Genomic DNA, 12789 nt, shown 5'->3' with positions numbered 1-12789 from the left:
CCGCCTTATCCCGGCTCGCGAATACTGATGACGCTTGACCGGGAAATTCTGGCGGGGAGGGGCGTTCAACAATGGCGTCGAGTTTCGCGAACGGCCAGTGCCGTTCCTTCCGCGGCGACGGGCGGCCGGACCTGTTGGTGCGCAACACGGAAACCGGCGAATTGTTCGTCCATCCGCACAGCGGCGAGTTCAACGGGACCGAAACCTACGGCGACCCGGTGAAGATCGGTGACGGCTTCGGCTGGTGGCGGTTCTTCTTCGTCCGCGCCGTCGACGCGACCGGCGACGGGCACGCCGACATCTGCGCGTTCAGCGCCAGCGAGTACGGCATCAACCCCGGCGAGAACGGCGAGCACGGCTTCTTCCTGCTGCGCAACCTGGGCGGCCCCGGCGAGATCGGCCCGTTCGCCGAGCCGATCCGCGTGTCCGGCAAGCGCGACGACGGCCGGGAATGGGAGACGATCGGGTTCGCCGACGTGACCGGAACCGGTCCCGACGACACGTTCGGCAAGGGCAAGGATGCCGGCAACGTGGACGTCTTCCCCCACCGCGACCTGGGGGTCGTGCGGAACGACACCTACGACAAGGACCCGGTGCGGCTCACCGAGGTCGGCGTCGACGACCTTCCCGTCGCCATGGCCGACTTCACCGGCAACGGCAACCTGGACCTGCTGGTCCGCCGCGCGAACGGCGACCTCGACCTGTACGAGTTCGCGGCCCCGCCCGGCACCCCGGCCGCCGCGACCACCGAGGGCGCCTGGTACACCGTCGCCCACGGCTGGCAGGACATGCGCCTGGTGACGCTCACCGACATCGACCTGGACGGCCGGCCCGACCTGCTGGGTCTGCGCCCCGACGGAACGCTCGAGGCGTATCTGCACTCCGGGAAGTTCAGGCCCGAGGACCCGCTCGACCTTTTCCGCGAGCCGGTCACCGTCGGCACCGGATTCGGCAAGTACGACGTCATCAGCTGATGGCCCAAGAGCGTTTCCCTGCCCTCTGCTCGCTCCGTCGGAAACTGGATTGGTTCAATGTCCTACGAACGCTCCTCTCGTAGTTTTTCCGACGACGCGGTGGCGATCGTCGGCATATCCTGCCGCCTTCCTCAGGCCCCGGACCCGGACTCCTTCTGGCGGCTGCTGCGCGACGGGGGCGACGCCGTCACCGACGTTCCCAGCGGCCGGTGGAACTCCCCGGAGACCGAATCGCTCCGCGGCGGCTTCCTCACCGGCATAGCCGAGTTCGACGCCGAGTTCTTCGGGATCTCGCCGAACGAGGCCGCGATGATGGACCCCCAGCAGCGGCTGCTCATGGAGCTGAGCTGGGAGGCGCTCGAAGACGCCGGCATCGTCCCGGACAGCCTGCGGGGCACCGGCACCAGCGTCTTCATCGGCGCCATGGCCGGCGACTACGCCCAGTTGCTGCAGGGCACCGGCCGCGCGGCGCTGACCCGGCACAGCCTCACGGGCATCAGCCGGGCGCTGCTCGCCAACCGGATCTCGTACACGCTCGGGCTGAACGGCCCCAGCATGACCGTGGACTCCGCCCAGTCAGCCTCGCTCACCGCCGTGCACCTGGCCTGCGAGAGCCTGCGCAGCGGCGAGTCGGGCCTGGCCATCGTCGGCGGCGTGAACCTCAACCTGACCCCCGACAGCACGCTCGCCGCGCTCCGGTTCGGCGCCCTGTCGCCCGACGGCAGGTGCTTCACCTTCGACGCCCGCGCCAACGGCTACGTCCGCGGCGAGGGCGGCGGCATCGTCGTGCTCAAGCCGCTGGCCCGCGCGCTCGCCGACGGCGACCACGTCCACTGCGTGATCGCCGGCAGCGCCGTGAACAACGACGGCGGCGGCGACGGGCTCACCGTCCCCGACCAGGACGCCCAGGAAGAGGTCATCCGGCTGGCCTGCGAGCGGGCCGGCGTGCCGGCGGCCGACGTCCAGTACGTCGAGCTGCACGGCACCGGAACCCGGGTCGGCGACCCCATCGAGGCGCGCGCCCTCGGCGCCGCCCTCGGCACCGCCAAGGACGCGGGCACGCCGCTGCTCGTCGGCTCGGCCAAGACCAACATCGGCCACCTGGAGGGCGCCGCCGGAATCGTCGGCCTGCTCAAGACCGTGCTGGCCATCCGGCACCGCGAGCTGCCGGCGTCACTCAACTTCGAGACGCCCAGCCCGCTGATCCCCTTCGACGAGCTGAACCTGCGCGTCAACACCGCGCTGTCCGCCTGGCCGCGCGCCGGCGAACCGCTGGTCGCCGGGGTCAGCTCGTTCGGCATGGGGGGCGCCAACTGCCACGTGGTGCTCGCCGAGCACCCGAGGGAGACGCCGCGGCCGGCGCCCGGCCCCGCCGGGCCGGTGATCCTGCCGCTGGCCGGGCAGAGCGAGGCCGCGCTCCGCGCCCAGGCGGGCCGGCTGCGCGACCACCTGCTCGCCGAGCCCGCCGCCGCCGCCGTGTCCGCCGCCGTGTCCGCCGCTGTGTCCGCCGCCGTGTCCGCCGCTGTGTCCGACGCCGTGTCCGACGCCGTGGACACGGCCTACTCGCTGGCCACGACGCGCACGGCCTTCGACCGCCGCGCCGCGATCGTCGTCGACGAGCCGTCCGGACTGGCCGCCGCGCTCGACCGGCTCGCCAGGGGAGAGGCCGCCGCCGAGATCGTGACCGGGCGGCCGAGCGACGGCGACGTCGCCTTCCTCTACTCGGGCCAGGGCAGCCAGCGCCCGGGCATGGGCCGCGAGCTCTACGCCGCGTACCCGGCCTTCGCGCGGGCCCTCGACGAGATCGCCGCCTGCTTCGCCGGCGAGCTCGCCAGGCCGCTGCTCGAGGTGATGTTCGACGATCCCGACGGGGTGTTGGACGAGACCGGGATGACCCAGCCCGCGCTCTTCGCCTTCGAGGTCGCGCTCACCCGCCTGTACGAGCACTGGGGCATCCGCCCCGACCGGCTCATCGGCCACTCCATCGGCGAGATCTCGGCCGCGCACGTCGCCGGTGTGCTGTCCCTGGCCGACGCCTGCACCCTGGTCGCGGCGCGCGGCAGGCTGATGCAGGCCCTGCCCGCCGGCGGCGCGATGATCGCCGTCCAGGCCACCGAGGCGGAGCTCCGCCCCCATCTCGACGACTCGGTCAGCATCGCCGCGATCAACGGCCCCGACTCCGTCGTCGTCTCCGGCGCGGAGGAGCGCGTCACGGAGATCGCCGAGGCGTTCCGCGCCCATGGCCGCAAGACCCGCCGGCTGCGCGTGAGCCACGCCTTCCACTCGCCGCTGATGGACCCGATGCTCGCGGAGTTCCGGCAGGTGGCCGAGTCGCTCACCTACCGCGAGCCGGCCATCCCGATCGTCTCCAATCTCACCGGGGCCGTCGCGTCCGGCGAGGACCTGTGCTCGCCCGGCCACTGGGTGTGGCACGTCCGCGAGGCCGTGCGCTTCAGCGACGGCATCCGCGCGCTGGCCGACACGGGCGTGACCACGTTCGTCGAGGTCGGCCCCGGCTCGGTGCTGGCCGCCATGGGCCAGCACTGCCTGCCCGCCGACCCCGGCACCCGGTTCGTCGCCACGCTGCGGGACAACCGGAACGAATGCCACAGCGCCGCCCTTGCCCTGGCCGAGCTGCAGGTACGCGGCACCGCGCCCGCCTGGGACGCCCTGTACCCCGGCGCGCGGCGCGTCCCGCTGCCCACCTACGCCTTCCAGCGCACGTACCACTGGCTTCCCGAGCCGGACGGCGCGGCGCCGCCCCCACCCGCGCCCCCGGAGCCGGCGGCCACCGGCGACGGGACCCAGCCGCTCGCCGACCGGCTGCACGGCCTGCCGGGGCCGGAGCAGGAGCAGCTGCTCCTGGAGCTCGTACGGACCTGCATCGCGCTCGTCCTCGGCCACGCCAACGCCGCGACCGTGGACACCGCCACCGCCTTCAAGGCGCTCGGCTTCGACTCCTTCAGCGCCGTCGAGCTCAGGAACCGGCTCAACGCCGCCACCGGGCTCCAACTCCCCAGCTCGCTGCTGTTCGACTACCCCTCGCCGCAGGCGCTGGCCGCGTTCCTGCGCGCGGAGCTGACGGGCGGGCAGGCCGCCCAGGCCGTGGTGACCGCCGCCTCGGTGGCGGACGAGCCGATCGCGATCGTGGGCATGGCCTGCCGCTTCCCCGGCGGGGTGCGCTCCCCGGACGACCTGTGGAACCTGGTGATCTCCGGTACGGACGCCATCGGGGAGTTCCCCGTCGATCGCGGCTGGGACCTGGCGGCCCTGTACGACCCGGATCCGGACAGCCGTGGGACGTCGTATGCGCGGCACGGCGGCTTCCTGTATGACGCGGGGGAGTTCGATCCCGGATTTTTCGGGATTTCGCCGCGTGAGGCGTTGGCGATGGATCCGCAGCAGCGGTTGCTGCTGGAGGCGTCGTGGGAGGCGATCGAGCGGGCGGGTGTCGATCCGGCCGGGCTGCGTGGCAGCCGTACCGGCGTGTTCGCGGGCGCGATGGCCCAGGACTACGGCCCGCGCCTGCACGAGGCGACCGGCGCTGCGGAGGGCTACGTGCTGACCGGCACCTCCGCCAGCGTGATCTCCGGCCGGGTCGCGTTCTCGTTCGGGTTCGAGGGCCCGGCGGTGACGGTGGACACAGCCTGCTCGTCGTCGCTGGTGGCGCTGCACCTGGCCGCGCAGTCGCTGAGATCGGGGGAGTGCGACCTGGCGCTGGCAGGCGGCGCGACCGTGATGGCGTCCCCCGGCATGTTCGTGGAGTTCTCGCGGCAGCGCGGGCTGTCGCCGGACGGGCGCTGCAAGGCGTTCTCGGCCTCCGCCGACGGCACCGGCTGGGCCGAAGGTGTCGGCATGCTGCTGGTGGAGCGCCTGTCGGACGCACGGCGCAACGGCCACAAGGTGCTGGCCGTCATCAAGGGCTCGGCGATCAACCAGGACGGCGCCAGCAACGGCCTGACCGCCCCGAACGGCCCCTCCCAGCAGCGGGTGATCCGCCAGGCGCTGGCCAACGCCGGACTGTCGGCCGGGGACGTGGACGCGGTCGAGGCACACGGCACCGGCACCGTGCTCGGCGACCCGATCGAGGCCCAGGCGCTCCTCGCGACCTACGGCCAGGAGCGGGACCAGCCGCTGTGGCTGGGCTCGCTGAAGTCGAACATCGGCCACTCCCAGGCCGCCGCCGGCGTGGGTGGCGTGATCAAGATGGTCATGGCCATGCGCCACGAGGTGCTGCCGCAGACCCTGCACGCGGACGAGCCGTCACCGCACGTGGACTGGTCCGCGGGTGCCGTCGAGCTGCTCACCGAGGCCCGGCCGTGGGACGTGCAGGATCATCCGCGCCGCGCCGCCGTCTCCTCCTTCGGCATCAGCGGCACCAACGCCCACGTCATCATCGAGCAGGGCGACCCGGCCGTCCCGGCCCCCCGCGACGACGCGAGCCTCCCCGCCGTCCCCTGGCTCATCTCGGCGAGGACGCCCGAGGCGCTGGCCGGGCAGGCCGAGCGGCTCGCGTCCTGGGCTTCCGAGGCGACGCCCGAGATCCCCGTCGCCGCCGCCGGCGCCGCGCTGGCGGCCGAGCGGTCCGTGCTCGAACACCGCGCGGTGATCGTCGGCCGCGAGCGTGACGACCTGCTGGCCGGCCTGCGGGCACTGGCCGGCGGCCCCGCCGCGCCCGGCGTGCTGACCGGCAGCGGACCGGCGGGCCGGCTCGCCCTGCTGTTCACCGGGCAGGGCAGCCAGCGGCTCGGCATGGGCCGCGAGCTGGCCGCCGCCTTCCCCGTCTTCGACGAGGCGCTGGAGCAGATCTGCGCGCTGCTGGACCCCCACCTGCCGCACCCGCTGCGCGAGGTGATGTTCAGCGACCCCGACGGGGTGCTCAACGAGACCGGCATGACCCAGCCGGCGCTGTTCGCCTTCGAGGTCGCCCTGTACCGGCTGCTCGAATCCCTCGGGGTACGGGCGGACGTGGTCGTCGGGCACTCCGTCGGCGAGATCGCCGCCGCCCACGTGGCCGGGGTGTTCTCCCTCGCCGACGCCTGCACCCTGATCGCCGTACGGGCCCGGCTCATGCACATGCTGCCTCCGGGCGGCGCGATGCTCGCCATCGCCGCGTCCGAGGCCGACGTCCTGCCGCTGCTCGACTGGTACGAGGACCGGGTCGCCATCGCGGCCGTCAACACCCCGACCTCGGTGGTCATCTCCGGCGCGGAGGCCGCCATCGAGGAGATCGCGGGGAACGTCACGGCACGCAAGCGCCGGCTGCGGATCTCCCAGGCCGCGCACTCACCGCTGATGGAGCCGATGCTGGCGCCCTTCGAGGAGGCCATCGCGGGGCTGACCTACCACGAGCCCACGATCCCGGTGATCTCCAACGTCACCGGCAGGCTCGCCGAGCCCGGCCTGCTCACCAGCCCCCGCTACTGGGTCGACCACGTACGGCGGCCCGTCCGTTTCGCGGACGGCATCGCCGCCGCGGACGCCGCGCTCTTCCTGGAGGTGGGGCCCGACGGCGTCCTCACCGGGCTGGCCCAGCAGATGCTCTCGGACGGCGTCTTCGTCCCCGCCGTACGCAAGGACCGCGACGAGATCGACACCTTCGTCCAGGCCCTCGGACAGCTCCACGCCTGCGGCGTCACCGTCGACTGGAACGCCTACTTCGGGCCCGCCCCCGCGCTCCACGTCGACCTGCCCACCTACGCCTTCCAACGCCAGCGGTTCTGGCTGGAGGCGCGCGGTCCCGTGGACCTGCCCACCGAGCACGTCGGGCTGTTCGAGGTGGACTGGATGCCCGTACCCGCCACGGGCGATGCCACCATCGCGCCCGGCGACGTGCTCCTGCCCTGGCACGAAGAGGACGAAGGGGACGGGCCGGACCGGGCGCGCGCGGCCGTGCTCCGCGTGCTCTCCGCCGTCCAGGACTGGCTCGACGGCGAGCAGCCCGCGTCGGCCCGGCTGGTGATCGTCACCAGGGGAGCGACCGACGAGGTGCCCGACCTGGCCGGCGCCGCCGTGTGGGGCCTGGTCCGGTCGGCGCAGACGGAGTACCCGGACCGGTTCGTGCTGCTCGACGACGACGGCAGCGCCGAGGACGCCGTCGCCGCAGCCCTCGCCTACGACGAGCCCCAGCTGGCGATCAGGTCCGGCAAGATCCACGTCCCGAGGCTGGCGCGGCGCGGCCGGCCGGCGGCGGACCGGCCCTGGGATCCCGAGGGGACCGTGCTGGTCACCGGTGGCACCGGCGCGCTGGGACGCACGGTCACCCGGCACCTCGCCACCCGGCACGGCGTACGGAACCTCGTCCTCGTCACCCGCGACCCGCACTCGGCCGGGGCCGTCGCGATCGCGGCCGAGCTGGCCGAGCTCGGCGCGCACGCCGAACTGGTCGCCTGCGACGTCACCGACCGCGAAGCGCTGGCCGGGCTCATCGACTCCTGCCGCGACCTCACCGGCGTCGTGCACATCGCCGGCGTGCTCGACGACGGCGTCGTCCCGGCGCTGACCCCCGCGCGGCTCGACACCGTGTGGCGGACCAAGGCCGAGACCGCCTGGCTCCTGCACGAGCTGACCCGCGAGCGCGAACTGTCGGCATTCGTGCTGTTCTCGTCGTGCGCGGCCACGCTCGGCAGCGCCGGCCAGGCCAACTACGCCGCCGCCAACGCCTTCCTCGACGCCCTCGCCCGCCACCGCCACTCGCTCGGCCTGCCCGCCACGGCCCTGGACTGGGGCCTGTGGGACAACTCCGCCGAATTCGGCGGCATGGCGGGCACGCTCGCCACGGCCGACCTGGCGCGCTGGGCCCGGCTCGGCGTCGCCCCGCTGCCGCGCGACGAGGCGCTGGAGCTCTTCGACTCCGCGCTCGCGGGTGGCGCCGTGACGACGCTGCCCGCCCGGCTGAGCCTGGCCAAGGTCGCGGACCCCGTACCGGCGATGCTGCGCGGGATGCTGCGCAAGCCCGTCGAGCGCCGCGCGGCCGGCGGCTCCGGCTCCGGCTCCGCTTCCGGCGAGGCATCGCTGGCGCAGTCCCTGCGCGGGCTGAGCCCGGACGAGCAGGAGCGCACCCTGCTCGACCTGGTACGCGGCCAGGCCGCCCTCGTGCTCGGGCACGTGACGCCGAACGTCATCAGCGCCACCGGAGCGTTCAAGGACGCCGGGTTCGACTCGCTCACCGCGGTCGAGCTCAGGAACCGGCTCAACGCCGCCACCGGGCTGCAACTGCCCAGCTCGCTGCTGTTCGACTACCCGTCGCCCAAGGCGCTGACCGACCACCTGCGTACCGAACTGCTCGGCGGCTCCGTCACGCCGGCCACCGCGGTGCGGTCGGCCGGCCACGACGAGCCGATCGCGATCGTGGGCATGGCCTGCCGCTTCCCCGGCGGCGTGCTGTCGCCGGACGACCTGTGGGAACTGGTCGCGCAGGGCCGGGACGCGGTGGGCGAGTTCCCCACCGACCGCGGCTGGGACCTGGAGCGGCTGTTCGACCCCGACCCCGGCAACCGGGGCACCTCCTACACCCGGCAGGGCGGCTTCCTGTACGACGCCGCCGACTTCGACGCGGCCTTCTTCGGCATCTCGCCGCGCGAGGCCCTGGGCATGGACCCGCAGCAGCGGCTGCTCCTGGAGGCCTCGTGGGAGGTCTTCGAACACGCCAACATCGACCCGGCCACGCTGCACGGCAGCCAGACCGGGGTCTTCACCGGCATCGCGCCGATGGAGTACGGGCCACGGCGCTCCGAGGGCTCCGACGCGGTCGAGGGATACCTCCTCACCGGCCAGCTGGCCAGCGTGGCGTCCGGGCGGGTGTCGTACACGTTCGGGTTCGAGGGCCCGGCGGTGACCGTGGACACGGCGTGCTCGTCGTCGCTGGTGGCGCTGCACCTGGCCGCGCAGGCCCTCCGGACGGGCGAGTGCGACATGGCCCTGGCGGGCGGCGCGATGGTGATGGCGTCGCCCGGCACGTTCGTGGAGTTCTCCCGGCAGCGGGGGTTGTCGGCCGACGGGCGGTGCAAGGCGTTCTCGGCCTCTGCCGACGGCACGGGGTGGAGCGAGGGCGTCGGCGTGCTGCTGGTGGAGCGGCTGTCGGACGCCCGCCGCAACGGGCACCAGGTGCTGGGGGTCATCAAGGGCTCGGCGATCAACCAGGACGGGGCGAGCAACGGCCTCGCGGCTCCGAACGGTCCTTCGCAGCAGCGGGTGATCCGCCAGGCGCTGGCGAACGCTGGTTTGTCGGCCGCCGAGGTGGACGTGGTCGAGGCGCACGGGACCGGGACCAGCTTGGGTGACCCGATCGAGGCGCAGGCTTTGATCGCGACGTATGGCCAGGAGCGGGATCGGCCGTTGTGGCTGGGGTCGCTGAAGTCCAACATCGGTCACACGCAGGCCGCCGCAGGTGTGGCCGGGGTCATCAAGATGGTGATGGCCATGCGGCACGGGCTCATGCCCCAGACCTTGCACGTGGACGAGCCGTCGCCGCACGTGGACTGGTCTGCCGGTGCTGTTGAGCTGCTGACCGAGGCCCGGTCGTGGGACGTTCAGGATCATCCGCGCCGCGCCGCCGTCTCGTCCTTCGGGGTGAGCGGCACCAACGCTCACGTGATCCTTGAGCAGGGGGATCCGGTCGAGCCGGCTTCTGACGAGGTCGTGGGCTCGCCGGTGGTGCCATGGGTGCTCTCGGCGAAGAGCCGCGAGGCGCTGGTGCAGCAGGCCGGGCGGTTGGCGTCGTGGGTGTCGGCGCGGCCGTCGCTCTCGGTGCCGGACGCCGCTTGGTCGTTGGCGACGGGGCGTTCTGCGCTGGAGCAGCGTGCGGTCGTGGTGGGTGCTGACCGTGACGAGCTGCTGGCCGGGTTGCGGGCGCTTGCTTCGGATGGGGGTTCCGGGAGCGGCTCGGGTGGCAGGCTGGCGTTGCTGTTCGCCGGCCAGGGTAGTCAGCGGGTCGGCATGGGCCGTCAGCTCGCTGAGGCGTTCCCGGTCTTCGCCGAGACCCTGGAGGAGATCAACCAGCTCCTGCCGATCCGCGAGGTGATGTTCGACGACCCGGATGGGCTGTTGAACGAGACGGGGATGACTCAGCCGGCGTTGTTCGCCTTCGAGGTGGCGTTGTATCGGCTGCTGGAGTCCTTCGGGGTCCGGGCGGATGTGCTGGTCGGGCATTCGATCGGGGAGATCGCCGCCGCGCACGTGGCGGGGGTGTTCTCGCTGGCCGATGCGTGTGCGCTGGTGGCGGCCCGAGCCCGGTTGATGCAGGCCCTGCCGACCGGCGGTGCGATGCTGGCGATTGCGGCACCCGAGGCGGAGGTTCTGCCGCTGCTGGAGGGTCGGGTGGGGATCGCGGCGGTCAACGGTCCGGCTGCGGTGGTGATCTCCGGAGACGCCGAGGCGATCGCTGAGATCGAGGGGCGGGTGAGTGTTCGGACGCGCAGGTTGCGGGTCTCGCATGCTTTCCATTCGCCGTTGATGGAGCCGATGCTGGATTCCTTCGAGGAGGCCATCTCCGGTCTGACCTACCACGAGCCCACTCTTGCGATCGTCTCCAACCTCACCGGTCGGCTGGCCGAGCCGGGGCAGCTCACCCGTCCCGGTTACTGGGTGGAGCACGTGCGGCAGGCTGTGCGGTTCGCCGACGGGGTGGCGGCTGCGGAGGCTGACTGCTTCCTGGAAGTAGGCCCGGACGGGGTGCTGACGGGGCTGGCTCAGCAGAGCATCGCCGATGGGGTGTTCGTTCCCGCGACTCGTAAGGACCGGGATGAAGTCCGCGCCTTGATGGAGGCGCTTGGCCGGCTGCACACCCAGGGGATCGCCGTGGACTGGACGGCGGTGCTGGCCCCGGCCAGGCACGTCGATCTGCCCACCTATGCCTTCCAGCACCAGCGGTACTGGCTGGAGTCGGGCAGAGCCGCCAGCGACGTGACCGCCGCCGGGCTGAGCGCCGTTGAGCACCCGATACTCAGCGCGGCCGTGCCCGCCCCCGACTCCGACACCCTCACGCTCACCGGGCGGCTGTCCCTGGCCACGCTGCCCTGGCTCGCCGACCACGCGGTCAACGGCACCGTGATCCTTCCCGGCACGGGCTTCCTCGAGATCGCGCTGCGGGCCGCGGCGGAGACCCAGGACTGCGAGGCGGTCTCCGAACTGGCCATCCAAGCTCCTCTCGTGATCACGCACGAGCACCCCGTACAGCTCCAGGTGGTCATCGACGGGCCGGACGACGGCGGCCGGCGTGGCATCGCCGTGTACTCCCGCCCCGAAGGCGGCGACTCCTGGCAGCGGCACGCTCAAGGCACCCTCGGCCCCGCCGCCGCCGAACCCGGCTTCGACCTCGCGCAATGGCCGCCGCCCGGTGCGCAGCCCATCGACATCGACCACCTGTACGACGACCTGGCCGCCTCGGGCCTGGAGTACGGCGAAGCCTTCCAGGGGCTGGTGAGCGCCTGGCAGCGCGACGGCGCGGTCTACGCCGAGATCGTGCTGCCCGACCAGGCGCTGACGGGCGCGGAGCGGTTCGGGTTCCACCCCGCTCTCCTGGACGCGGTGCTGCACTCCATCACGCTCGGAGACCTCCTGCCGCGTACCGAGCCCGGGCAGCCGTTCCTGCCCTTCGCCTGGTCCGGCATCTCGCCGCACGCCGTGGGCGGGACCATGGCGCGGGTCCGTACGACGGCGAAGGGCCAGGGCGAGCTGTCGCTGAGCGTCGCGGACGACACCGGCGCGCCGATCCTCACCGTGGACTCCCTGGTGGTCAGGCCCGTGACGGCCGAGCTGTCGCCCGGGAGCACGCCGTACGCGCTGGACTGGGTGACCGCGCCCGCCACCGCCGGGCCGGAGCCCGAGCGCGTGGTGGAGCTCGACGGCCTGGCCTCGCTGGGTGACGTGGAGGCGGTCCCGGACCTGGTGCTTGCCCGGGTTCCGGCCGGTGAGGGACGTATCAGGACGTACGAGGTGCTGGCGCTCGTCCAGCAGTGGCTCGCGGACGAGCGGTTCGCGCAGGCCAGGCTGGCGCTGGTGACCGGTGGGGCGGTCAGCGCGGTCGAGGGCGAGGTGCCGGATCTGTCCACCGCGCCTGTCTGGGGCCTGATGCGGTCCGCCCAGTCCGAGCACGCCGGGCGGTTCGTCATCGTCGACACCGACGACCATCCCGACTCCGCGGCCGCGCTGCTGCGCGCCTGCGCGTCCGGCGAGCCGCAGGTCGCCCTGCGGCAGGGCGAGCTCCGCGTGCCGCGCATCGTTCCCGTGACCCAGACCGCGCCCGCGACCGCGTCGATGACGGTGGATGGGACCGTGCTGCTGACCGGTGGCACGGGCGAGTTGGGGGCCCTGGCCGCGCGGCGGCTCGTCACCGGGCACGGCGTCCGGCACCTGCTGCTGGCCGGCCGCCGCGGTGCCGCGGCGCCCGGCGCGCAGGCGCTGCTGGACGAGCTGACCTCGCTGGGCGCGCAGGTCACCGTGGCGGCCTGTGACGTCGCCGACCGCGCCGAACTGGCCGCCCTGCTGGCCGGCATCCCCGCGGACCGGCCGCTACAGGGTGTCGTGCACCTGGCCGGGATCGTGGACGACGGCGCCGTGACCTCGCTGACCCCCGAGCGGATCGACCGCGTCTTCGGCCCGAAGGCGGACGCCGCCTGGCATCTGCACGAGCTCACCGAGGACCTGTCGTTCTTCGTGATGTACTCGTCCGTAGCGGCCACGGTCGGCAGCGCCGGACAGGCGAACTACGCCGCCGCGAACACGTACCTGGACGCCCTGGCCCTGCACCGGCGGGCGCTAGGACTGCCCGCCGCCTCCTTCCAGTGGGGGCTGTGGGAGTCGGACAGCGGCATGG

2 protein-coding genes (1 of these 2 running past the window's edge) are annotated in these 12789 nt (G+C 73.1%); both read left to right on the top strand.

The window, feature by feature from the left end:
* Window positions 1-71: 71 nt before the first annotated feature.
* Window positions 72-974: a VCBS repeat-containing protein gene (locus tag ABZX61_RS30500; protein ID WP_355199596.1), complete on the top strand. Its 903-nt coding sequence runs from the start codon at window positions 72-74 to the stop codon at window positions 972-974.
* Window positions 975-1031: 57 nt separating this feature from the next.
* On the top strand, window positions 1032-12789 hold the 5' end (the start) of the coding sequence (locus ABZX61_RS30495) for an SDR family NAD(P)-dependent oxidoreductase (protein ID WP_355199595.1). The gene runs 15692 nt beyond the window's last position; the window shows 11758 of its 27450 coding nt (coding positions 1-11758); the start codon lies at window positions 1032-1034; the stop codon falls past the right edge of the window.

This window comes from Nonomuraea sp. NPDC003709, assembly GCF_040610775.1.
In the GTDB taxonomy this organism is placed as follows: domain Bacteria; phylum Actinomycetota; class Actinomycetes; order Streptosporangiales; family Streptosporangiaceae; genus Nonomuraea; species Nonomuraea angiospora_A.
The sequence above is the reverse complement of the archived record's forward strand: the minus strand, read 5'-3'. Positions and strand labels throughout refer to the sequence as shown.